We start from the raw sequence: 22,807 nt of genomic DNA, 5'->3' as shown, positions 1-22,807 counted from the left end.
GTGCCATCGCCCGGCAGGATCAGGCCGCGGAGGGCGTCATGGGCAATTGGAACCGCGCTTCGAATCCGTCCGGCGCACCCGGCCTCGGCGATGCCAATGTCAGCTCGCTCCCCGTGCGTTGCGCGATCGAGGCGACGATGGTGAGCCCGAGGCCGGTGCCGTCCGACTTCTGCGGGTCGCGCTGGAAACGGTCGGTCAGGCGGGCGAGACGATCCCTATCCACGACAGGCCCGCCGTTCGAGACGATCAGGACACCGCTCGGCGAAAGGGTAACCGCAACCTCACCGTGGGTGGCGCCATGCCGAAGCGCGTTCTCGACGAGGTTGCGGCAGACGATGCCGAGCGCGTCCGCGTCGATGGTCGACAGAACCGGGGTGTCGGGAAGGTCGAGCGCAATCGCCGGCGACTGCGGGCCGCGCGCCATGTCCTCCACGACGATGCGCAGGGCCGCGCGTGCGTCATACGGTGTTTCAGAAGTCAGGCGACCGCCCTCGGCCCGCGCCAGCTGCATCAGGCGTTCGGTCCGGCGCGTCAGCCGCTTGAGCGTCTCCTCGATATCCGTCGCACGCTGCGCGGCGGCCTTGTCCTGGGTTTCCGACCGCAGCCGTTGTGCCTGTGCGATGGCGCCCGCCAACGGCGTCCGCAGCTCGTGAGCCGCATTCGCCGCAAAGCTGCGCTCGGCCTCGAAAGCATCGCGCAGCCGGGTCAGAAGCCCGTTCAGCGTGGCTGCAAGCGGGGCGATTTCCCCCGGCATGTCGTCCGCGGGCACCTCTGACAGGTCTCGCGCTCCGCGCGCTTCGAGCCGGGTGCGGAACCGGCGGAGAGGGGTGAGGCTGAAGCGGACGGCGAGAATGATCGCCGCAAGCGCCAAGGGCAGCACGACCAACAGCGGCAGGCCGAGGCCCATCTGGATTTCGCGCGCGACCGATGTGCGGTGCGCCAGTGGCTCGGCCACCGTGATGCGGATTGTCCCCTGCAGCGCCGCGTCGCTGTAGATGCGATGGGTTGCGGTCTGGCCAAATCCCGGCCCGTCGTACGGAGGGAACACCGAAGGATGGGCCGCGTGGGATTGCAGCAGGATATGCCCCTCGGCGTCCCGCACGATGTAGGTGAAGAACTCGCGGTGTTCCCGGATCGGCGCGAGCCGCTGGGTCACGCCCTGGACTTCCCGTCCGACGATATCGGTCACGGCCAGGGGCAGGATGCGCTCAGCCGTCTCGCGCAGGGCGCTGTCGAAAACCTCGTCCATCTCGTTTCGGACGATCAGCGCCGTAACCGTCGCGGCGGCAAGCCAGAGGACCGTCAGCACGAGGCCGATTGACAGGCCGAGCCGTGCCTGAAGGCTGCCGGGCCCCCTCATGGCCTGCCCAGGCGGTAGCCCATGCCGCGTTCGGTCTCGATGACCGCGCTTCCCAGTTTCTTGCGCAGGCGGCTCACGTGGACCTCGATGGTGTTGCTTTCGACCTCGGCGTCGAAGGCATAGAGCTTCGCTTCCAGTTGCGCCTTGGACAGGAGCTGTCCGGGGCGCGCGAGGAAAGCCTCGAACAGCGCCCATTCGCGCGCCGTCAGCGCGACGGGCTTGCCGTCCCGATGCACGCTGCGCGCCGCCAGGTCGATATCCAGCGACCCATGGGTGACGATGGGGTTCGGGTTGCCGCTGTAGCGCCGGGCGACCGAGCCGATCCGGGCCGACAGTTCGGCGAGGTCGAAGGGCTTCACGAGGTAATCGTCGGCGCCCGCGTTCAACCCCTCGATCCGGTCCGAGACCTGGTCGAGTGCCGTCAGGATGATGACCGGCGTCACGTCGCCCCGCGCGCGCAGGACCTTGAGGAACCCGATGCCACGGCCGTCCGGCAGCATGAGGTCGAGCAGGATCAGATCGTAGGACGTCGCGCCCATTGCGTCGCCCGCCGCGTCCAGCCGCGTGACCCAGTCCACCGACTGGCCATCGGCCGCGATCTGGTCGCGCACGGCCGCGCCGAGCGTCGTGTCGTCCTCGATCAGCAGAATGCGCATGGTCGTCCCCGTTCTTTCCCGATGACCCTCCATGATCCGCCTGGCTGACGCGAAACTGAAGCCGCGGGCCAAGGCCTCTTCAGGCTGCCGTCAGCTTCGCCGCGCATGAAGTGCATCAAGAGGCGAGCGACGAGGAGTTTGGCCCATGAAGAAGACATTCACAATTCTCGGCTTTCTCGCGGTCTTCCCGGCCGGTGTCGCGCTGGCGGACGACGACTGCTTCGTGCCGATGGCCGATTGGCAGCCGCGCGATGCCGTCGCCCGGCTGGCCGAGGAGAACGGCTGGACGGTGCGCCGCATCAAGATCGACGACGGCTGCTACGAGATCGACGGCCGGGATGCCGAGGGGCGGCGGATCGAGGTGACGGTCCATCCGGCCACGCTGGAGGTGATCGAGTTCGAATACGAGGACGACCAGGACGATCGGCGCGAGCAGGATCGGGACCAGGATCGCGACGGAGGCGACAATGACTGACGCGAGCACGCATGACGCACCTGCGGCGAATGCCGGGCCGACCGGCAAGATCCGGGTCTGGGATCCGCTGGTCCGGGTGTTCCATTGGGGTCTCGTCGCGGCCTTCGCGACGGCCTGGCTGACCGCGGACGAGTTGCAGCCGGTCCACGAGGTCGCAGGCTACACCGTCGCCGGTCTGGTGGCTTTCCGGCTGGTCTGGGGTCTTGTCGGCGGCCGCTATGCGCGCTTCGCCCAGTTCCTGAAGGGGCCCGGCGAAACGCTTGCCTATCTCGGGGACATGGCCCGGGGGCGCGAACGGCGTTACCTCGGCCACAACCCGGCGGGTGCGGCGATGGTCGTGGCGCTGCTCGTCACGCTGTCGGGCACAGCCTTCACCGGATGGCTGATGGCGGAGCCGGAGCGGGTGGCGATGCTGCCCTCCATGCCTGCCATCGTGGCGCCCGCATGGGCCGACGACGACGGTGACGAGCGCGAATACGCCTCGGGGCAAGAGGTCGAGGGACCGCTGAAGGAAGTCCACGAGACCCTTGCCAACCTGATGCTGCTGCTGGCCGCGCTGCATGTGGGCGGGGTGGTGCTGGCCTCGTTCCGGCATCATGAGCACCTCGCCCGCGCCATGGTCACAGGTGACAAGCGCGGACCCGGTCCCGGCGACATCGCCTGACCGCCAAGACCCCCAAGACCGACGTCCCTTCGGTCCCGCCTGGCCCCACCTTCACGGGTGGGGCCTTTTTTTCTCCGACGAGGCCTTTTCCTGACAGCAAGCTGAAGCGGGAATCGCGCCGCCGTCAGGAAGCGCTCAGGTCGGGTCACCAGATAGTTCCCAGCAGACGAAAGGAGACCCTGCCATGAAAAAGACCCTGACCCTTCTCGTCGCGTCCACGGCGCTGACCGCCGCGATCGGTGTCCCCGCCTGGAGCGCGATGCTTTCCCCTTCCGACGGCGTACTCCGGCCCGTCGCCGCACTCTTCGATGACGCCCGGCAGACGATGCCGCTCGTTCTCGCAAGCGACGATGACGACGACGACGAGCGCGGCTGGCGCGATGGGGCGCGGCGCGGCCACGACGACGACGATGATGATGATGACGACTGTGATGATGATGACGACGACGATGACGACGACGATGACGATTGCCGCGGCGGCGCGCGCAATCCCGCGCCCGCCGGCACCGTCGCGCCGCCGCAGAACGGCCTCTTCGGGAACGGCGCTCCGCCGCAGGTTCAAATGAACTGAGCCGCCCCGAGGCACCCTTCCGAACAAGGATCCATCCGATGAAATCGCTACTCGCAACGCTTGCGCTCACGACAGCGCTGACGCTCCCCGGTCTCGCCATGGCACGGCCCGTGACGCTGACCACGACGCTTACCAACTACGGCGGCGACGGCGCCTATCTCGCGCTCTACGTCACCGACTCCTCGGGCACCTATGTCGGCAGTCTCTGGATGGCCGGCGACAAGTCCCGCTACTACGAGCACCTGAGCGACTGGTACCGCGCCACGGCTGGCGACCCCGCGCAGGTAAACGGCATCACCGGCGCCAGTGTCGGCGCCGGCCGCACGCTGGAGATCACGCTCGACCTTGCCGACACGCTTTTCGACGCGGGCTATACCCTGCACATCGACGCGGCGGTCGAGGACATGCGCGACAGCCCGAACGAGGTGGCGGTACCGTTGACGTCCGAGGGCGCCGGGACGCCGGTGCAGGGCCGCCGCTACATCGCCAGCTTCAGCTACGACATGTGAGGAGCTGGGCCATGATCCGTGCACTCCACCGCTGGCCGGGTCTTCTGGCCCTCGCGCTCCTGACCGTTCTCGCGCTGAGCGGCGCGGCGCTGTCGGTCTTCCCCGCGGCCGAGCGGCTCGCCGCGCCGCAGGCGGAGGAGGGGCTGACGGTCGCCGCGCTCGCGGACCGTATCCAGGCGGTCTATCCGGGCGTCGAGCAGATCCGCCGGTCGCCCTCGGGCCGGATCACCGCGTACTGGTTCGATCAGGGCACGCCGGGTGCGGCCGTGATCGATCCGGCGACGGGCGAGGGCGTGGCCTCGGCGGACCCGAACCAGGTCGAACGTTGGCTGACGAACCTGCACCGTTCTCTGTTCCTCGGGGATGGCGGGCGTATCGCCATGGCCGCCGGGGCCGCCGCCATGCTTGTCCTTTCGCTTTCGGGCGCGGCGCTTGTCGCGCGGCGGACGGGCGGCTGGCGGCGCTGGTTCGCTCCTCTGCGCGGTCCGCTCGCGGGGAGGCTGCACGTGGAGATTGCCCGGATCGCCGTGGTCGGCCTCGTCCTGTCCGCCACGACCGCCCTCTGGATGACGGCGTCCACCTTCGATCTGCTCCCCGACGGCGGCGCCACGCCGACCATCCCGGCCGAGGTGAGCGGGGAGACGGGGTTCCCACTCGATCAGATGGCGAGGTTGCAGCAGACCCCCGTCGCCGAGTTGCGCGAGTTGAGCTTTCCCTATCCCGGCGACACGACGGACGTCTTCACGCTGAAGACCGACCAGGGGACGGGATATCTCGATCAGGGCACGGGCGCGTTCCTGGCATGGGCTGACCTGACCGGCTGGGAGCGGGTATCGGAGACGATTTACATGCTGCACACGGGGCAGGGTGCGGCCGTGCTGGGGCTGGTGCTCGGGTTCATGGCGCTGGGCGTGCCGGCGATGGGCGCGACGGGTGTTCTGGTCTGGCTCGCCGGGCGGCGCGGTCGGCCGCGCATCCGGGGCAATCAGCCCGCCGGGCGCGCCGAGACGATCCTGCTCGTCGGTAGCGAGGGCGGCACCACCTGGGGCTTCGCCGCGACCCTTCACGCCGCGCTGACCGAGGCCGGCCAGACCGTGCATGTCGGCCCGATGTCGGGCTTCGCCCCGGAACGCTACACACGTGCCGAGCGGGTCATCATTCTCGCCGCGACCTATGGCGACGGGGCCGCGCCCGCCTCGGCGGCGGGGTTTCTCGACCGCCTGAGCGCCCTCGACAGCGTGCCGGACATCCCTCTGGCCGTGCTGGGCTTCGGGGACCGCAGCTTTCCCGCCTATTGCGCCTTCGCGAATGCCGTCGATCAAGCGGCCCGAGCGAAGGGCTGGCCCGAACTCACGCCGCTCGACACCATCGACCGCCAGTCGCCGCAGGACTTCGCCCGCTGGGGCCGCGCGCTCGGGACGGCTCTCGGCCTGAACCTCGAACTGTCGCACCAGCCCGTGCTGCCCAAGACCGAAACGCTGACCCTCATCTCGCGGCGGGACTACGGGGCCGAGGTGCAGGCAGGGGCATCGATCCTGCGTTTCGCGCTTCCGCGGGCGACGCTTTGGCAGCGGCTGCGAGGGGACAGGTTCGCGCGGTTCATGGCCGGTGACCTGATCGGCGTCCTGCCCGCGGGCAGCCCCGTGCCGCGGCTATATTCGCTCGCCTCCGGGCGGCGTGACGGCTTCGTCGAGATCGTGGTCAGGAAACATCCAGGCGGGCTTGCCTCCTCCCAACTGACGGCGCTTGAGCCGGGCGACACCATCGCCGCCTTCCTGCGCCGCAACCCCGGTTTCCGTCCGGGTCGGGGCCAGACGCCGCTGATCCTTATCGGCGCCGGGACAGGCATCGGGCCGCTCGCGGGTTTCGTGCGCGGCAACGCACGGCGGAGGCCTGTTCACCTGTTCTTCGGCATGCGCCATCCCGACAGCGACTTCTTCTACGGGAACGATTTCCCCGCCTGGCAGGAGGAGGGGCGTCTGACCCGGCTGGTCACCGCCGTCTCGCGCGGGGCGCGGCCCCACTACGTGCAGGACGCGTTGCGCGATGACGCGGCGCAGGTGGCGCGGCTGATCCGCGAAGGGGCGCGTGTCATGGTCTGCGGCGGGCGCGACATGGCTGCGGGCGTGACCGATGCACTTGCCGAGATCCTTGCACCCTCCGGGCTTACGCCCGCGGCGCTGAAGGCGGAGGGGCGGTATGTCGAAGATGTCTACTGATCTTGCGCGCATCGCCTTGAACGGCCCGACGATGGGAACGCGCTGGACGGCGCTGTTCCACGCAGAGCCGGGCGTCGACCCCGATCCGATCCGCGCGGCACTGCAGGCGGCCGTCGATGAAGTGGACGGACAGATGTCGACCTGGAAGCCCGACAGCGACCTGATGCGGCTCAACGCGGCGCCGGTGGGCCAATGGGTGGCGGTGCCCGAGCGCCTTCGACACGTCCTTGGCCTCGGTCTCGAGATCGGCCGCGCCTCGGGCGGTGCCTTCGACGTCGGCATGGGCGACGCGGTAACCGCCTGGGGCTTTGGGCCGGAGGCCGCCGCGCCCGATGGCATCCGTGCCGCGATGGAAGTGCCGCGCCGCCCGGCACATGAGGTGCTGGAGTTCGAGGGTATGAGGCTGCGCAAGACGGCGCCCGTCGCGCTCGATCTCAACGGCGTCGCCAAGGGCTACGGGGTCGACCGGCTGGCCGAGACCTTGCGCGACCACGGGATCGACGACGCCCTCGTCGGGATCGACGGGGAGCTCCGCGCCACAGGCCTCCGCCCGGACGGAGAGGCCTGGACCATCGCGGTGGAAGCCCCAGACACGGAGCGCCGGACGCCACACTCGGTCCTCGCGCTGCAGGACGCCGCCGTGGCCACCTCGGGCGACTACCGCCACTGGGTCGAGGTTCAGGGGCGCCGCCTGTCGCATACGATGGACCCAAGGCGCGGTGCGCCGCTGATCGCCTCGCCGGCCTCTGTCACCGTGGTGGCCCGCACCTGTGCCGAGGCCGATGCCTGGGCGACGGCGCTGATGGTGCTTGGCGCGGAGAGGGGCGCGGATCTGGCTCGGGAGCGCGGGATCGACGCGCTGTTTCTTCTGCGTGGTGATGACGGGAGGGCACGGGCTTCAGCTGTCGGCCACCTGTTTTCCGTGGCGCCCGGGGCAGGCGACCAGACCGGAGCAAGATGAGCGGCATGGGACGGCCCCGGGCCGATCGCCTGAAGTCCGCGATCCTTCTGTTGGCCATGACGGGTCTGGTCGCCGGAGTTGCGGCCCGATCTCGCGTCCCTCGTCCGGGCCGCCGGCGACATTCCCGCTCTGTCCATGTCGGCGGCGCTCGCCGCGGTGATGTAGTCGTGTGCCACCTTCCTCGAACCCTTCGCGGAGGGCCGCGCCCGGCGGATCTCCGGCAGGAGTTTCCCGACCACGTTCCTTCCATTTGCGCATGACGATCCGCGCCGCCACGTGCCGAGGTGCGTGTTCCCATGTCAACCAAGCGACGCGGGCCGCGGGTTTTCCGAACGACCCCGCGCTTTAGGGGAGGGCGATACAGTGATCGAGACCGTTGCCGGTTCTCGCCTCGAGGAGCGGTGGCTGTCTCGGCTGGGCTCAGTCCCATTGCCTCGCCGCACGTGACCTGCGAGGCGAAGGACCTGCATGTGTTGGGAAACCGAGGGCGGCGCGATGGCCGTTTGGACCGCCAGGCAGCCGACGGGGCGCGCCTCTGCAAGCATGGGGGGGCGCGTCTTCCGGCGATTGGAGGCGGCGATTGCCCGGAACCGAAACTGGTTCGGAAATCCCTGTTTTGTTTGGCCCCGCCGGCACTGTCAGGACAATACTTAGGTGAATGCCTATCAAATCAATGGTGAGCGCGACATCACAAGTTGCCGACCCACGAGCCGAATTTTTCCACGTGATCGAGGTTGCGACCGCCGACCTCCAGGACGCGGTTGCGTTCCTCGCTCCCTCTGCATGGCAGTGTCGGAGCTCATTCCTCGATCGGGTTCGGCCCGGTGTAGGTCCAGCGGTAGGCCGGTGGCGTCGGCCCCTTGTTGCGACCGCCTTGCTGCATCTGTTCCCAGGCATGCGCGACGATGCCCACCGAACGGGACAGGCAGAACAGACCGCGCGCCAGCGGCGCCGCGAAGCCGAGCTCGGCATAGATGACGGCGGTGGCCCCATCGATATTCATCGGCACCGGGCTGCCTTTGCGAGCGTTCAGCTCCGCCTGCAATGCCCGACCGATGGCGGCAAAGCGGCCGTCGACAACGCCGTCGCGCGCCGCTTCATCGACGAGGGACAGCAAGCGCGGCGCACGCGGGTCTTCGGGTTTATGGAACCGGTGGCCAAAACCGGGAATATAGCGGCTCCGCTTCGCCTGCCACTCATCGATGGCCTTTGGCACCGCCTCGCCAAGCGGCGTTCCGCAAGCGGTGTCGTCATCGATCGCCCGCAACATCTCGACCGTCTGTTCCCCGGCGCCGCCATGCACATCGTCGAGCATGTTGACCGCCGAGGAAATCGCGCCGTTCAGGCCGAGGCCACAGGTGACGGCCATGCGCGCGGCGGCGATGGATGGCGCCTGGGGCCCGTGATCGACGGCGGCGACGAGTGCGTGCTCAAGCAGACGCGCCTGTCCTTCGGATGGAAGGTCGCCCCGTGTCATCAGCCAGATCATCTGCGGGAATGTAACGGCGCCGACGAGTTCCTCGATGGTATGGCCGCGCAGCCGGATTTGCCCCGGCGCCATGTCGATGATGGCGGTGGACCACCAGTCCGAGACATCGCTTCCGTTCCCGCTCATATCGCGCCCCTTTCCCTCAGATCGTCGATCTCGTCCGGCCCGAGCCCCAAGCTGGTCCAGATTTCGGTCGCGTGCTGACCCAGTTCGGGCGGAGGGGTCGACACGCTCGGCGCCCGGCCGTCGAGTTTCACGCCGGTCGTCACCACCGCGATGTCGCGGCCGACGCCGGGAACCTTCTCGAAGCGTTCGAGAAATCCGCGTCCGGCGATCTGCTCGCTTTCGAGAACTTCGGGCACCGTCATCACCGCGCCCGCCGGCACGCCGATTGCGTTCAGTTCCCGCGCCCAGTCGTGCGCCGGCCGTGTTCGCAGCACGGTTTCCAACTCCTCCCTGAGCGCGTGGCGGTTCGCCTTGCGATCCTCGCGCGTTGCGTAGTCGGGATGCACCAGCAGGTCCTCGCGCCCGAGATGGCGGGCCAGCGCCTGCCATTGCTCGTCCTTGTTCGCGGCGATGTTGATGGGCCCGCCTGCGGCCTCGAACGTGCCGGACGGCGCGGAGGTCGGGTTCTCGTTCCCGTTCGCCTGGGGGGTGACGCCCGCGATGAGGTGGTTCGACACGACCCAGCCCATCGTCGCCAGAACGGATTCCAGCATGGACACGTCGATGAATCCTCCGCGCGGCCGGGCGTTTAGCGCGGCGGCGACTGCGAAGGCGGCGGTCATTCCACCCACGGTGTCGGCGATCGGATAGCCGACCCGTAGAGGCGCACTTTTGGCGTCTCCGGTGATCGACATGACGCCCGAGATGCCCTGGATGATCTGGTCGTATGCCGGCCGCTTCACCCAGGGCCCGTCCTGGCCGAAGCCCGAGATCGCGCAATAGACGAGGTCCCGTCGGACCTCGCGCAACACGCCGTAGCCGACGCCCAGCCGGTCCATCACGCCGGGGCGAAAGTTCTCGACGACAACATCGGCGGTTCCCACCAGGCGGAGGAACAGCGCGCGGCCCTCGGGGTGTTTCAGGTTCACCGTCACCGACTTCTTCCCGGCATTCTGCGCGAGAAAGGAGACGCCCATGTCCCGGGCATTCAATTCGGGGTCGGCCCCGAGTTGGCGGGCGAGATCGCCGCGGCCAACGGCCTCCACCTTGATCACCTCGGCGCCCAGATGCGCCAGCTGATGGCAACAGAAGGGTCCGGCAAGGACGTTGGTCAGATCAAGGACGCGGATGCCCGAGAGCGGATCCTGCATTGAGTGGCCTGTGTATTGCGTTCTGTTAGGTAGAACAATATTCTATTTAGTGAAACATCAGTGCCATTGGCGCTGCCCCGAGTCAACGCAAGCCGAGGCGGAACCCATGACCGAACCGAAAGGCGTCGAGGCGGTGGAGCGCGCGCTTGGCCTGCTCGAATGCTTCACGCCCGAGACCCCGACGCTCGCGCTTGCCGACCTGTCGCGCGCAAGCGGGCTCTACAAGAGCACGATCCTGCGCCTGGCGGTGTCGCTGCAGCGTTTCGGCTACCTCGTGCGTGGCGAGGATGGGCGCTTTCGGCTCGGGCCAGCTGCCTGGCGGCTGGGCGCGGTCTACCGCGAGGCCTTCGAGCTGGCGGATATCCTTCGGCCCGAGTTGCACCGGCTGGCCGCCCGCACGGGCGAAACTGCGTCGTGTTACGTGCGCGAAGGAGATCGGCGGGTCTGCCTCGTCCGGGAAGAGCCCGACCGCGCCATACGCCACGCGGTACGCGAAGGAACCATTCTGCCGCTCGACAAGGGCGCGGCCGGCCGTGTGCTTCTGGCCCATGGCGGCGGCGGGACGGAAGCCGATCGGGCCATCCGGGCCGCGGGCCATGCCGTTTCCCTGGGCGAGCGTGACCCGGAAGTGGCGTCCATCGCCGTGCCGCTTCTTGCCTCGACGGGGAAGGTCGACGCCGCGCTTGCGCTCTCGGGGCTGGTCACGCGGTTCGGCGAGGAACGGCAGCCGGCGCTCCTTGCCGCGTTGAAGGAGGCACAGGGCCGCCTTACGCCGTTCATCGTACCGGCCCCCGCAAACGGCCGCTGAGGGGGCAGGCGTAACTCAGAGGTTGCGCTGCCCCGATGTCACCGCGCGCAGCACTGCGATCTCTGCGGGGTCATACGCGGTCCCGTCGGTGTCGAGCAGGTCGTGAAACCACTCGCCAGTCTCTGTGGAGCCACCATGGGCCGCCACGAGGTCCTGCGGCCATGGCAGCCAGGTCTGGCTTCTTCCCCTGACGAGCCCCCACTGAATGCAACCCACGCCCCGCGCACGGAACAGCGCGAGCTGGTCGTCGATGCGGCTGCCGACCGGCCGCGCCATCCACTCGGTGCAGAGCATCGGCCGCCGGCGTGCGGCGAGCGTGTCGATGATCGCGGCGACCTTCGGTGTGGAGAGGTAGGCGTGGAAGGTCACGACATCCGAATTGTCGAGCGCGAACTGGTCGGCTGCCGTCTGGTATGAGGGGTCTTCCGAACCCACGGGCGCGGTGCTCCAGGCGCCGGCCGTGACAGGCTGCGCGGGGCCGATGGTGCGGGCTATGGCAAAGCTGTCCCGCAACAGCGCGAGGCTCCGCCCGGTGAAATCGGGAAGGTGCTCCGCCGCGCCCTCACGCCCGAAGATCATCCTGTTGCCAGGCTCGTTGTAGAGATCCCAAAGGAGCACGCGGGGGTCTTCGCGGAATTGCGCCAGGACATCCGTGAGATAGGCGCGGACCTGCGCGTCCTCGGTTTCGTCGGCGAGGCGGGCGCGGCCCGGGCTCGCCACGGCGCGGCTGTTGTGGACACCGGGCACCGGGTCGGGCTGTGGGCCATGGACCGGCTCCTCCCCGCCGAAGCCGCAATCGTCGAACGGGACGGGGATCGTGGAGATGCCGGCGCGGTGCGCCATGCCCATCACCCGGTCGAGCCTGTCGATCAGGCCGTCACGGTCATGTTTCCAAAGAAGGTAATGAAGGTTGATGCGGAAGGCGTTGAAACCGACGGCTGCGGCCCATCCCAGTTCCCGTTCGATGGTGGCCGGGTCGAAGCTGTCTCGGTGCCACATCTCGAGGAAGTTGACCGCCGTGGATGGCAGGTAGTTGAAGCCGCAGACCCAGGGCCGTTTCGCCCACCACGCCTGTGCCTCTGCCTCGGTCCAGCGGGACATGGCCTCGTCTTCCTCTGGCAATTCGGTCTCGGGACGCGCTCCGGCCCGGGGACGCCGGGCCGGAGCATCTCGGCTCAGCCGTCGAGCAGGTCCTGCACTTCGAGTTCGGCATCGGACAGCGCGTCGTCGAGCGACTTGCCGGTGAGCCAGATCGCCTGAAGCTCGCGGTTCAGGACGTCCTGGATCGCGCCATAGCTGTCCGAGGCGGGCGTGTCGCGCGCGATGGCGGCGGTTCCGGCATACTCGTCGCGGTGGGGCAGTCCGGCATAGGCGTCGGACGCGAGGACCGAGTTCCGCACCGCCATGTGGCCGGTCCGCGCCCAGTCGATGTTGTGGTCGTTGATGAAGGCGAGCACCCGCAGCGCGGCCTGGTAGGTTTCGGGATCGTCCCGCTGAAGCGAGGCGGGGATCGCCCACATGTGGCTGTCGGCCCAGGTCGCACCCTCATCGAAGAGGGTGGGGAAATCGGCGACGTAGTAGTCGGACAGAGCCACGTCGGGGTTGGCGGCCTCCGCGTCGTAGAAGTCGACGACCCAGGTGCCGTTCACCAGAACGGCCGCCTCGCCGTTCAGGAACGCCTGCTGGCTGTCGGCGTAGTTCAACTGGGGATCGGCATGGCCGGCATCGAAGAGTTGCGTGATCGCGGTGACGGCGTTGCGCGCGGCCTCGGTGTCGATGGTCGCGGTCCCGTCCTCGGTGAAGATGTTCTCGCCCTGCTGCCACATCAGGGCGAGGACCAGACGGACACCGATGGGGAACTGCGCGAAGTCGGCGGCGAGGTAGTCATGGCCGGTCGCTTCCTCGACCATCGCGGCATGGGCCAGCAGCTCTTCCGGCGAGGTCGGAAGGATCGGCGTTCCGTCATCGTTCACGAGGCCGGCGGCCTCCATGATCTCCATGTTGACGTGCCAGAGGTTGGCGTGGAAATCCATCGGCACGCCGTAGATGCCGCCCTCGTAACTGACCGCGTCGAGCGCGGCGGGTGCCCAGTCGTTCACGTCGATGCCGGCCGCCGCGAGATCGCCCGACAGTTCCGCCAATGCGCCGAGGCCCGCGAATTGCGGCACGCGGTGGCGATGCATGACGTGGATGTCCGGCGGCTCGCCGCCCGCATAGGCGGCGATGATCTGGTCATAGTAGTTGCCCCAGTCCGTTGGCAGGGTGTTGACGGAGATCCCGTCAAGTTCTGCGTCCGCCGCGTTGATGATCGACTGGATGATGCAGGCTTCGCCCACGCTTGTCGTCGTGTCGGTGCCCGCATCCTCGCAGGCGCCGAAGAACCGGCCGAGCGAGACCTCCTGCGCGGATGCCCCGGTCACGGCCATGGCGGCCAGAGCGGTGCCGATCAGAACATGTTTCATGTCTTTCCTCCCTTGGATTGGGGCGCGGTTCCGCCCCGGTTCAGCCCTTGGTCCCCCCGGCCGTCATGGCCTGGACCACGTAGCGTTGGAAAATCAGGAACAGGATCACGACCGGCGCCGAGGCGATGACGCCCGAGGCCATGACCCGGCCCAGCCCCTCGGACTGCGCGAAGTTCGACTGGATCGAGGCGAGGCCCAGAGTGATCGTGAAGCGCTCGGGCTCGCGCGCCGAGACGAGCGGCCAGAGATAGTCGTTCCAGGCATAGAGGAACGTCAGGATCGCGAGCGTCATCATCGCCGGCCGCGCCAGCGGCAGCATGATGTACCAGAAGATCTGCAACCACCCGACGCCGTCGATCCGCGCCGCTTCCTCGATGTCCTTCGGGATGGCGCGGAAAAACTGCATCATCAGGAAGACGCCGATCGGCACCGCCATGCGCGGCAGGATCAGCGCGTGGTACGAATTGTGCCAGCCGAAGTCGGCGAACATCGTGTAGAGCGGGATGAACACGGCCTGTTCCGGCACCATCAGCCCGATCAGGCACAGAAGCGTCACCGCCCCCTTTCCGGGAAACTCCAGCCGAGCAAGCGCGTATCCCGCCGTGGTCGAGACCGCGAGAACTCCCAGCGTCATGCCGCCGGCCACCACCATCGAGTTGAAGAACCAGCGCGGCGTCTGTCCGAAGCTGAAGAGCGCGGCGTAGTTCTCGGCGGTGAAGGGGATTGGGACGAGGCCGAAGGCCGTGGTCGAGGTCGTCCTTGCCAGCACGTCGTTGGGCTGGAACGACAGCGAGATCATCCAGATCGTCGGGATAAGCCACAGGAAGGCCGGAACCGATAACGCCAGGATCAGCCAGTAGTAGGAGCGGTTGAGCATCACTCCTCCTCCCGCCCGACGACGAACTGCACGACCGAGAAGGCGCCCATGATCACGAAGAGGAACACCGCCATGGCCGAGGCCTTCCCGAGCTCGCTGTCGCGGAAGGCGGTCTGGTAGATGTAGCGCACGAGGACCTGCGTGCTGTCGTTCGGCCCGCCTTGCGTCATCAAATGAGCCTGACCGAAGACCTGGAAATGCAGGATGATCTGAAGGACCACGACCAGCGTGACCGTCCGCTTCAGGTTCGGCAGGGTGATGTACCAGAAGGCCTTGATGCCGGTTGCATCATCGATGGCGGCCGCCTCGTAGATGTCCTTCGAAATGTCTTGGATGCCGGCTAGAAACAGGATCATCGCGATCCCGAGCGACCACCAGATCGTGGTGATGACGATGGCCGCCATGGCGAACTGCTCGTTCGTGAGCCAGGTCACGGGCGTGCCGCCGAGGGCCTCTGTCACGTTCGCGATCAGGCCCTGCCGGGGCGAGAACATGATCTGCCAGATCAGCGTGACGACCGTCACCGACAGGACCTGGCTGAGGAAAAACAGCGTCCGGAGCACGGCCTTCGCCCGGGTCTCGCCGTCGAGAGCCGCGGCGAGGATCAGGGCGGTGACCGTGACGCCGGGCACGGCCAGAGCGACGAAGAGGATCGTGTTGCCCACCGTCGGCCAGAACCTCCGGTCGTACCAGCGACCGTCCTCGCCGGGATGGAAGCCCGGCAGCAGGAAGAACAGCGCACCCGCGATCCCGAGCGCGAGCGCCGTCGACCGCGTCAGTCGTCCCGCCCTGTATCCCAAAAGGGCCAGCCCGATCCCGAGGACACCAACGGTTTGCATGACCGGGCTGGCAAAGAGTCCCCATTCCATGTTCCGCCCCCACATGGTGCGGACGTAATTCTCGGCGCCGACGAATTCCCTGGCGTCGGGGTTGAACGCCACGGCGAGAAGATTCCAGTCGTGCAGGCTGATCCAGACACCTCGGAAGAACGGGTAGACGAGAAAGGCCGCGTAGACTGCGAGGAATGGCAACAGAAGGATCGCCGCAGCCTGCGTCTGCGTGAGACCACGCTTCCCGCGTCTTTGGTTGGTCATCTGGCGCGCCCTCCCAAACGGGCCGATTCTGCGCTCATTGTGACTTGTGCTAATAAGTTTAGCAATATTTATTAGCTTCTCGGAGGTTCAGCATGGACAACGGGGCGCAGGACGGGCCGACACGCGTGACGATGAAGGAGGTCGCGCTCAGGGCAGGCGTGTCGCAGTCGACCGTGTCCTTCGTGCTGAACGGCAACGACGACATGCGCATCAGTGCCGAGACGCGGCGGCGTGTCCTGAAGGCGGTGGCCGAGCTCGGCTATCGTCCGCGCGGCGCGGGCCGGCCGCCGAAGGCCGCCGGCAGCCGGGTGATCGGCATCATGTTCGACGAGGTCGCCACCAGCCCCTTTGCCGCGATCTCGATCGAAGGGTTGCAGGAAGAGGCGTGGAAGGCGGGCGTTCTCGTCGAGGTCGTGATGACCGGCGGGGACCGGGGCTACGAGGCCGCGGTGCTGCGGAAATGGGCCGCCGACCGGGTCGAAGGTGTGGTCTACGCCTCGATCCTGACGCGCAGGGTCGAGCCGCCCGACGCGCTGTCGCGGCACCGCGCGGTATTGCTGAACTGCTATGACGCCGAGGGTCGTTTCGCGTCCGTCGTTCCGGCCGAGCGCAGGGGCGGGGAAACGGCGACACGTCTTCTTCTCGAGGCAGGGCACCGGCGCATCGCCTTCATCTCGGGCGAGAGCTGGATGGACGCGTCCGACCAACGGATGGAAGGCTACGAACGCGCCCTGCGCGCGGCGGGTCTCACCGTCGATCCGTCCCTGATCGAGGAGGGGAACTTCCTTCCCTCCGGCGGTCATGCCGCGACCCACAGGCTTTTGGATCGGACCCGGCCCGACGCGATCTTCTGTGCCAACGACCTGATGGCCGTTGGCTGTTACGAGGCCCTGAAGGAACGCGGCGAGACGGTCGGGCAGAGCATCGCCGTGATGGGCTACGACGACCAGGAGATCGCCCAGCACCTGAACCCGCCGTTGACGACGGTCCTGCTTCCGCATCGCGAAATGGGTCAGTGGTGCGCCGCCCACATCCTCGGGGCACCCGATGCCGGCGCGACCATGCTGCGGATGGAATGTCCGGCCGTTGTGCGCGGTTCGCACTTCGGGCGGTCCGGAGGGTCTTTCGCCGAGGTGCCGGGCGCCCGTTAGTCGGTTGCAACGGGCGGCAGGCCGGCGATCCAGTCGCGCAGTGGCAGTCCCACCTCGGCCCCGAGCGCGGCTGCGAGCCTGTTGCACGCCGAGATCCGGCCCGTCGCCAGCGCCGAGGCCGCCTCGCCGATCCGCGCGCTGTCATGCGCCACCGTCACGGCCGCGACGCCGCGTGCGTCGAGTGCCGGAAGCCGGGTGAAGCCGATCCCGTTCCGGCCCCCGCCCGCGTCGTTGAAGACCGCCACGCGCGCCTGCGCCTTCAGGGCCCTGGCCGGGTCGCCGCCGATCAATCCGCCGTGCGAGCCCGTGACGACGATCCCGCCCGCATCGCCGGGTCCGACGAGTGAGGCCGAGTCGAGCAGCCGTACGATGTGACGGTGGGGGCCGATGGTTTCCGTGCGTGCGGCCTCCTCCACCGGGGGGAGCACTGCGGCAGGGTTCACGGCATCCGCCAGTCTGGCCGCCGCGTCCGCGACACTCATGCCCGGTGTGACACCAAGGGCCATGGCAGTGGCGTTCGCAGTGCCGATCCGCCCCCGCTCCATCATGTCGCGCGCCGAGCCGATCTCGCAGCTCATGCAATCCGCGGCGGCGGCGGCCATGCCCACGCGATCCAGCGCCATGATCCCAGCGATGCCGGCACCGTCCAGCCCCTTGCCGGCGTCGTTCAGGATCACCGCCCTCAGGCCGGCCCGACTGGCGATCGCGGCAGGATAGAGGCCGCCATGGGAGCCGGACACGGCGATCTGACCGGCATGGTGCGGGGCCACGTCGGTGATCGAGTCGAGAAGGAGCGGCGCGCCTTTCATGGGCAGACGTCTATAGCCCTTGACGGAATCAAACAATCCAGTTTCACTAATCGGCAATAAGCGTTCCGATAATCGGAACAAAGGGGAGGAGACATGCCGAACGACGAGGCCGCCGTGGGGTCTATCGCCCGCGCCGCGCGTGTGCTCGACGCACTTGTCGACATGCCCGAAGGCGCCGCCCTGGCCGACGTCGTCGCCCGCACGTCCTTTTCCAAGACCACCGCGCATCGCGTCCTCGCGGCGCTTCAGGATGTCGACTACGTCGCGCAGGACCCCGAAGCCCGGACCTATCGTCTGGGGGCCCGGCTTGGCGCGCTCGCACGCTCGGCGGCGGCCATCGACATGGCCGGGATCGCCTATCGCGGGATGCGGCGGCTGGCCGAAGCGACGGGCGACACCGTCTTCCTTTCGGTGCCTGAGGGTCCCTCCGCCGTATGTGTCGCCCGAGAAGTCGGGGCCTATCCGATCCGGACGCTGACCCTCGACCGGGGCGACCGGCGGCCGCTCGGCGTCGGAGGGGGGGCGCTTGCGCTCTATTGCGCGATGCCGGCCTCGACCCGCGCCGCGGTCAATCGCGCCAACGCGGGCTGGCTTGCCGAATACGGATTCGATGCCGAACGGCTGGAGCGCGCGAAGGCGGAGTACGACCGCGTGGGCTATGCCATGAACGCCGGCGGCGTGGTCGCCGCGATGAGTGCCGTCGGCTTGCCGGTGGTGACGGCGGGCGGGCGTCTCGCCGCCGCGCTCGCGGTCGGCGCGATCAACGAGCGCATGGACCAGGCGCGGCTGGAGCAGGTGGTCCTGCCCGCGTTGCGGGAAGAGGCGGCGCGCCTTGCCGCACGACTGAGCGTACGCGAACCGGAGGCCGACACGTGACGCAACCGAACTACGACCGGACGCGGGGCCTTGCGCTCCTGACCATGATGGAACGCATTCGCGCCTTCGAAAGACAGGCCGAGCTTGCGGCGACCCGCGACCAGCTGGTGCTCGGCGCGATACATCTCTCCATCGGACAGGAGGCCTGCGCGGCAGGGATCATCGCGGCACTCCGGCGCGACGACCTGCTTCTATCCACCCATCGCGGTCACGGCCACACGCTCGCCAAGGGCGCCGATCCCACCGCGATGATGGAGGAGCTTCTGGGTCGCGCGGGCGGCTGCTGCGGCGGCAAGGGCGGCTCGATGCACATCGCGGATTTCGGGGTCGGCATGCTGGGCGCGAACGGCGTGGTTTCGGCCAATATCCCGATCGGTGCGGGGGCAGCCCACGGCATCAAGCTTCTGGGCGACGACAGGATCGTGGTCGACATCTTCGGCGACGGCGCGATCAACCGCGGCCCCTTCCTGGAAGGGCTCAACTGGGCCGCGGTCTTCGGCCTGCCGGTACTCTTCGTCTGCGAGGACAACGAATGGTCGGCGACGACCCGCACGTCGGACATGACGGCGGGCGAGGGGGCGGCTGCCCGGGCGAAGTCCTTCGGCATCCGCACCGAGGTCGTCGACGGCAACGACGTGGAGGCGGTTGCCGACATCGCGCGCGACCTCGTCGCCGCCATCCGCCGCGACCGCCAGCCCGCGTTCCTGCATGCCCGCACCTTCCGGCAGGGCGGCCACACCTATTTCGACCCCGCGACCTACCGCGCGAAGGAAGAGGCCGCGGCACGGATCGCCAGCGACGATCCCATCGCGCGGCAGCGCGAGATCCTGTTGGGCGCCGGCGTGGCCGAGGCGGATCTCGACCGGATTGCGTCCGACGCCTGGGCCGAGATGGAGGCCGCGCTTGCCGCCGCCGCCGCCGCGCCCTTCCCGGAAGACGGATCGGTCTTCGCGGACGTTCAGGACATCGGCTCGCCCGAGTTGGAGGCCTACTGATGGGTGTGATGACCTATGGCGGCGCGGCGCTCGAGGCGCTCCGGCAGGCGATGGCCGCGGACCCGACCGTGTGGTGCGTGGGCGAAGATCTCGGCCGCGGCGGCGTCTTCGGCCAGTACAAGGGCCTGCGCGAGGAGTTCGGACCGGACCGCGTGTCGGATGCCCCGATCTCGGAGGCCGCGATCATGGCCGCCGCCTTCGGCGCGGCGATGGTCGGCACACGCCCCGTGGTCGAGATGCGGTTCGCTGACTTCGCGCTCTGCGCCACGGACGAGCTGATCAACCAGATCGCCAAGGCGCGTTTCATGTTCGGCGGCCAGTCGCGCGCTCCCATGGTGATCCGCAAGCCGATGGGCATGTGGCGATCCTCGGCCGCGCAGCACTCGCAGTCGCTCGAAAGCTGGTATGCCCATATCCCCGGCCTCGTCGTCGCCGTGCCGTCGACGGCGCAGGACAATTTCTCGATGATGAAGGCGGCGATCGAGGCGGACGATCCCGTCGTCTACCTCGAGCACAAGAACATCTGGGCGAACGAGGGCGAGGTCGACCAGGCCGCGCCCTACCAATGGGGCACGGCGCGCGTGCGTCTGAAGGGTGGCGACGTCACCATCGTCAGCTGGTCCGACTGCGCCAACCGCGCGGAACAGGCGGGCCGGACCCTCGCCGCCGAGGGTATCGGCGCGGAGGTGATCGACCTGCGAAGCCTCTGGCCCTGGGACCGGACAGCGGTGATCGAGAGCGCGGCGCGGACCGGGCGGCTTCTCGTGGCGCATGAAAGCGTCGCGGTGGGCGGTTTCGGTGCCGAAGTCGTGGCGACCGTCGTGCAGGAGGCGGATCTCAAGGCCCGGCCCCGGCGGATCGGCGCGCCCCGCGCGCTCATCCCCTACGCGCCGAACCTCGAGGACCAGTTGAGGGTCACGGCCGACATGATCGCCGACGCCGCAAGGGAGCTATGCGCATGAGCACGAACGAGATGACCGGTGGCGAGGCCCTCGTGCGGATGCTTCTGGCGCACGGCGCCGGGCCGATGTTCGGGATGGGGGGCTTCCAGCTTCTGCCATTCTACGACGCGGCGCGGCGGCTTGGCCTGAACCATCACCTCATCAACGACGAACGCTGCGCGACGTTCGCGGCGGACGCCTATGCCAAGGTCTCGGGCCGCGTTGGCCTTGTCGACGCGACGCTTGGGCCGGGGGCGACGAACCTCGTGACGGGCCTCGTCGAGGCGCTGAACGCCGGCAGTCCGCTTGTCGCCATCGTCGGCGACGCGCAGCGCGACCATGCCGGCAAGAACATGACGCAGGAGACCGACCAGGTCGCCATCCTGCGCCCGGCGTGCAAGGAACTCATCCGCGTCGAGGCCGTGCACCGCATCCCCGAAGCGATCCGCCGCGCCTTCGCGGTCGCGACCTCCGGGCGACCGGGCCCCGTGGTCGTGGACGTGCCCGAGGACGTGGCCCACGGGCTTCACGGTTTCGCCGAGGACGACTTCGAAGCCGATCCGGCCCACCAGTCGGCCCCCGCGCTTCGATGCCGCCCCGATGCCGAGGCGCTGTCGCGTGCCGCAGCACTCCTGGCCGGTGCCGAACGTCCCCTGATGCTCTGCGGTGGCGGCGTGCATATCTCGCGCGCAACCGCGGAGGTCACGGCACTGGCCGAGGCCTGCGGCATACCGGTCGCGCACACGATGACCGGCAAGGGTGCGATCTCCTGCCAGTCGCCCCTGAACGCGGGGCTCTTCGGCCGCTACGACCGGATCGCGAACAAACTTATAGAAGAAAGCGACTGCCTGCTTGTCGTCGGCTGCAAGCTGGGCGAGATCGCGACGAAGCGGTTCACCGTGCCCGCCCCGGGAAAGACGCTGATCCATCTCGAGATCGTGGCCGAGGAAATGGGGCGCACCTACAAGCCGACCGTGAAGCTCTGGGGCGATGCGAAGGCCGGTCTCCAGGACTTGCGCCACGCGCTCGAAGGGACGGCGGCGCAGCAGCGCGAGATGCGGGCGCATTACCTGGCCCAGGTGCCCGCCCGGATGGAGTCCTGGCGCGAGGAGACCGTCGAGAAGCGGCTGTCGGACGAGACTCCGGTGCATATGGGCCGGCTCATCACGGAGTTGAACCGGCTCCTGCCGGAGGACGGTTATCTCATCGCGGACGGCGGGTTCGCCGCGCATTGGGGCGGGCTTCTCTTCGACACGCGCCGCGCCGGGCGGCATTTCGTGCCGGATCGCGGATTTGCCTCGATCGGCTACGGCCTTCCGGGGGCGATGGGCGCACAGCTTGCCGCGCCCGAGGCAGTGGTCGTGGGCCTTACCGGGGATGGCGGCTTCAACATGGTGCTGGGCGAACTGGAAACAGCGCGGCGCATGGGGCTCGGCATCACGGTCATCGTGGTGAACAACGCCGCCTCCGGCTACGTGAAGGCGCTTCAGCACCTGATGTACGGCCAGGGCGCCTACCAGTCCTCGGACCTTGCCGAGACGGATTATGCCGCCGTGGCCAACGCCATGGGCTGCCACGGGCAGCGGGTGGAACGGCCGGAGGACCTGGAGGCCGCGCTGCTCGCCGCCTTCGCCGAACGCGGCCGGCCCAGCGTCATCGACGTGATGGTGACGCGCGATCCTTCGCGGATGCTTCCGGCGGTCGACAGCCGCACGGTGCAGGTGAAGAAGGGGGACCGCGTGGCATGAGCCGGGGAACCGCCATCGTCACCGGAGGCGCCGGCACGCTGGGCCGGGCCATTGGCGACGCCCTGGCGGAGGCGGGACTGCGCGTGATCCTTGCCGATCTGCAACCGGTGGAGGCCACGGGGCGGGCGCAATCGGGCTATGTCACCGACATCACCGATGCCGAAGGCCGCCGCGCGCTGCTGGAGGCCGCAGGGGAGATATCGGTGCTGGTGAACTGCGCCGGAACCGGGCGGATCGTGCCGTTTCTCGATACCTCGGCGGATGTCTGGGACCGGATCATCGGCCTGAACCTGACCGCGGCCTTCCACATGAGCCGGGAGGCGGTGCAGGCGATGCGCGGCGGCGGGGCCATCGTCAACATCGCCTCGGTCTCGGCCTTCCGCGCGGGTTACGGACGTACGGCCTACGGCGTGTCGAAGGCGGGTCTGGTGCAGCTGACCCGGCAGATGGCCGTCGAACTCGCCCCGCGCGGCATCACCGTGAACGCCGTTGCGCCGGGGCCGGTGGAGGGGCCGCTCGCGCAGGGTTCTCACCCCGCGAGCCAGGTCGCCGACTACCTCGCGACGATCCCGCAGGGCCGCTATGCTCAGGCCGCCGAGGTGGCGGATGCCGTGGCGTTCCTCGCCGGGCCGCGTGCCCGGCACGTGACGGGACAATGCCTTGCGGTCGATGGCGGGTTTCTCGCCGCGGGCGTAGGCGTGAAGGACGCGCAGATGGCGCTTCAAGGCCAATAGGTTTCCCGGCCGGGAGGAGGGCCAGAGACTTCGGGAGAGCGAAACCAAGAAAAGAAAAAAGGAGGCCTTCGGGCAAATCCGGGCCAAGGCCC

22 protein-coding genes are annotated in these 22,807 nt (G+C 68.5%); 13 read left to right on the top strand and 9 right to left on the bottom strand.

Annotated elements, in window-relative coordinates; genetic code table 11:
- Positions 1-19 precede the first annotated feature (19 nt).
- Together N8I71_RS01275 and N8I71_RS01270 are read right to left on the bottom strand one after the other, a co-directional pair.
- Complete coding sequence (locus N8I71_RS01275) at positions 20-1,360, bottom strand: ATP-binding protein (RefSeq protein ID WP_262876110.1); 1,341 nt, start codon at positions 1,358-1,360, stop codon at positions 20-22.
- On the bottom strand, positions 1,357-2,016 hold the full coding sequence (locus N8I71_RS01270) for a response regulator transcription factor (protein WP_262876109.1): 660 nt from the start codon (positions 2,014-2,016) through the stop codon (positions 1,357-1,359). Before N8I71_RS01270 ends, N8I71_RS01275 begins: the two co-directional genes overlap by 4 nt.
- 145 nt (positions 2,017-2,161) lie before the next feature.
- On the opposite strand from N8I71_RS01270, the gene N8I71_RS01265 reads away from it, so the two are divergent.
- The 6 genes from N8I71_RS01265 to N8I71_RS01240 all read left to right on the top strand — a co-directional run bounded on the left by N8I71_RS01265 (position 2,162) and on the right by N8I71_RS01240 (position 7,415).
- A complete protein-coding gene (locus N8I71_RS01265) occupies positions 2,162-2,491 on the top strand; it encodes a PepSY domain-containing protein (protein ID WP_262876108.1) in 330 nt (109 codons plus the stop codon).
- The gene (locus tag N8I71_RS01260) at positions 2,484-3,155 is read left to right on the top strand and encodes a cytochrome b/b6 domain-containing protein (protein WP_262876107.1); all 672 of its coding nucleotides are present in this window, start codon (positions 2,484-2,486) and stop codon (positions 3,153-3,155) included. The genes N8I71_RS01265 and N8I71_RS01260 overlap by 8 nt, the downstream gene beginning before the upstream one ends.
- A 184-nt stretch (positions 3,156-3,339) precedes the next feature.
- Positions 3,340-3,726 carry a hypothetical protein gene (locus tag N8I71_RS01255; RefSeq protein WP_262876106.1) on the top strand — a complete coding sequence of 129 codons (387 nt, stop codon included), beginning with the start codon at positions 3,340-3,342 and terminating at the stop codon, positions 3,724-3,726.
- A 38-nt stretch (positions 3,727-3,764) separates the two neighbouring features.
- Positions 3,765-4,235: a DUF2271 domain-containing protein gene (locus N8I71_RS01250; protein ID WP_262876105.1), complete on the top strand. Its 471-nt coding sequence runs from the start codon at positions 3,765-3,767 to the stop codon at positions 4,233-4,235.
- Between the two features lie 11 nt (positions 4,236-4,246).
- On the top strand, positions 4,247-6,454 hold the full coding sequence (locus tag N8I71_RS01245; protein ID WP_262876104.1) for a PepSY domain-containing protein: 2,208 nt from the start codon (positions 4,247-4,249) through the stop codon (positions 6,452-6,454).
- Positions 6,435-7,415, top strand: coding sequence for an FAD:protein FMN transferase (locus N8I71_RS01240; protein WP_262876103.1), 981 nt, complete (start codon positions 6,435-6,437; stop codon positions 7,413-7,415). Before N8I71_RS01245 ends, N8I71_RS01240 begins: the two co-directional genes overlap by 20 nt.
- 799 nt (positions 7,416-8,214) lie before the next feature.
- On the opposite strand, the gene N8I71_RS01235 is transcribed toward N8I71_RS01240, so the two are convergent.
- Both N8I71_RS01235 and N8I71_RS01230 read right to left on the bottom strand, forming a co-directional pair.
- On the bottom strand, positions 8,215-9,030 hold the full coding sequence (locus N8I71_RS01235; RefSeq protein ID WP_262876102.1) for a citryl-CoA lyase: 816 nt from the start codon (positions 9,028-9,030) through the stop codon (positions 8,215-8,217).
- A complete protein-coding gene (locus N8I71_RS01230) occupies positions 9,027-10,220 on the bottom strand; it encodes a CaiB/BaiF CoA transferase family protein (RefSeq protein ID WP_262876101.1) in 1,194 nt (397 codons plus the stop codon). The genes N8I71_RS01235 and N8I71_RS01230 overlap by 4 nt, the downstream gene beginning before the upstream one ends.
- Before the next feature lie 106 nt (positions 10,221-10,326).
- Between N8I71_RS01230 and N8I71_RS01225 the strand changes: the two genes are divergently transcribed.
- On the top strand, positions 10,327-11,028 hold the full coding sequence (locus tag N8I71_RS01225) for an IclR family transcriptional regulator (RefSeq protein ID WP_262876100.1): 702 nt from the start codon (positions 10,327-10,329) through the stop codon (positions 11,026-11,028).
- A 15-nt stretch (positions 11,029-11,043) separates the two neighbouring features.
- On the opposite strand, the gene N8I71_RS01220 is transcribed toward N8I71_RS01225, so the two are convergent.
- The 4 genes from N8I71_RS01220 to N8I71_RS01205 all read right to left on the bottom strand — a co-directional run bounded on the left by N8I71_RS01220 (position 11,044) and on the right by N8I71_RS01205 (position 15,461).
- Positions 11,044-12,129 carry a cellulase family glycosylhydrolase gene (locus N8I71_RS01220; RefSeq protein ID WP_262876099.1) on the bottom strand — a complete coding sequence of 362 codons (1,086 nt, stop codon included), beginning with the start codon at positions 12,127-12,129 and terminating at the stop codon, positions 11,044-11,046.
- 74 nt (positions 12,130-12,203) lie between these two features.
- Positions 12,204-13,490, bottom strand: a complete 1,287-nt coding sequence (locus N8I71_RS01215) for an extracellular solute-binding protein (RefSeq protein ID WP_262876098.1) — start codon at positions 13,488-13,490, stop codon at positions 12,204-12,206.
- A gap of 40 nt (positions 13,491-13,530) precedes the next feature.
- Positions 13,531-14,367 (bottom strand): carbohydrate ABC transporter permease, encoded by an 837-nt coding sequence (locus N8I71_RS01210; RefSeq protein WP_262876097.1) that lies wholly within the window; start codon positions 14,365-14,367, stop codon positions 13,531-13,533.
- Positions 14,367-15,461 (bottom strand): carbohydrate ABC transporter permease, encoded by a 1,095-nt coding sequence (locus N8I71_RS01205; RefSeq protein ID WP_262876096.1) that lies wholly within the window; start codon positions 15,459-15,461, stop codon positions 14,367-14,369. The genes N8I71_RS01210 and N8I71_RS01205 overlap by 1 nt, the downstream gene beginning before the upstream one ends.
- A 92-nt stretch (positions 15,462-15,553) precedes the next feature.
- Here N8I71_RS01205 and N8I71_RS01200 point away from each other — a divergent pair, with 92 nt between their 5' ends.
- Positions 15,554-16,612 (top strand): LacI family DNA-binding transcriptional regulator, encoded by a 1,059-nt coding sequence (locus tag N8I71_RS01200; RefSeq protein WP_262876095.1) that lies wholly within the window; start codon positions 15,554-15,556, stop codon positions 16,610-16,612.
- On the opposite strand, the gene N8I71_RS01195 is transcribed toward N8I71_RS01200, so the two are convergent.
- Positions 16,609-17,421 carry a hypothetical protein gene (locus N8I71_RS01195; RefSeq protein WP_262876094.1) on the bottom strand — a complete coding sequence of 271 codons (813 nt, stop codon included), beginning with the start codon at positions 17,419-17,421 and terminating at the stop codon, positions 16,609-16,611. The genes N8I71_RS01200 and N8I71_RS01195 overlap by 4 nt on opposite strands.
- Positions 17,422-17,514: 93 nt before the next feature.
- On the opposite strand from N8I71_RS01195, the gene N8I71_RS01190 reads away from it, so the two are divergent.
- From N8I71_RS01190 to N8I71_RS01170, 5 genes are read left to right on the top strand one after another with little or no spacing between them, the layout of a single operon-like run.
- A complete protein-coding gene (locus N8I71_RS01190) occupies positions 17,515-18,297 on the top strand; it encodes an IclR family transcriptional regulator (protein WP_262876093.1) in 783 nt (260 codons plus the stop codon).
- Positions 18,294-19,292 carry a thiamine pyrophosphate-dependent dehydrogenase E1 component subunit alpha gene (locus N8I71_RS01185; RefSeq protein WP_262876092.1) on the top strand — a complete coding sequence of 333 codons (999 nt, stop codon included), beginning with the start codon at positions 18,294-18,296 and terminating at the stop codon, positions 19,290-19,292. Before N8I71_RS01190 ends, N8I71_RS01185 begins: the two co-directional genes overlap by 4 nt.
- The gene (locus N8I71_RS01180; protein WP_262876091.1) at positions 19,292-20,254 is read left to right on the top strand and encodes an alpha-ketoacid dehydrogenase subunit beta; all 963 of its coding nucleotides are present in this window, start codon (positions 19,292-19,294) and stop codon (positions 20,252-20,254) included. Before N8I71_RS01185 ends, N8I71_RS01180 begins: the two co-directional genes overlap by 1 nt.
- Entirely contained in the window at positions 20,251-21,981 is a 1,731-nt protein-coding gene (locus N8I71_RS01175; RefSeq protein WP_262876090.1) for a thiamine pyrophosphate-binding protein, read from the top strand. Before N8I71_RS01180 ends, N8I71_RS01175 begins: the two co-directional genes overlap by 4 nt.
- On the top strand, positions 21,978-22,715 hold the full coding sequence (locus tag N8I71_RS01170; RefSeq protein WP_262876089.1) for an SDR family NAD(P)-dependent oxidoreductase: 738 nt from the start codon (positions 21,978-21,980) through the stop codon (positions 22,713-22,715). The genes N8I71_RS01175 and N8I71_RS01170 overlap by 4 nt, the downstream gene beginning before the upstream one ends.
- Positions 22,716-22,807: the final 92 nt, after the last annotated feature.

Origin of the sequence: Roseicyclus sediminis, from assembly GCF_025515305.1 — a bacterium.
GTDB lineage: Bacteria > Pseudomonadota > Alphaproteobacteria > Rhodobacterales > Rhodobacteraceae > Roseibacterium > Roseibacterium sediminis.
The sequence above is the reverse complement of the archived record's forward strand: the minus strand, read 5'-3'. Positions and strand labels throughout refer to the sequence as shown.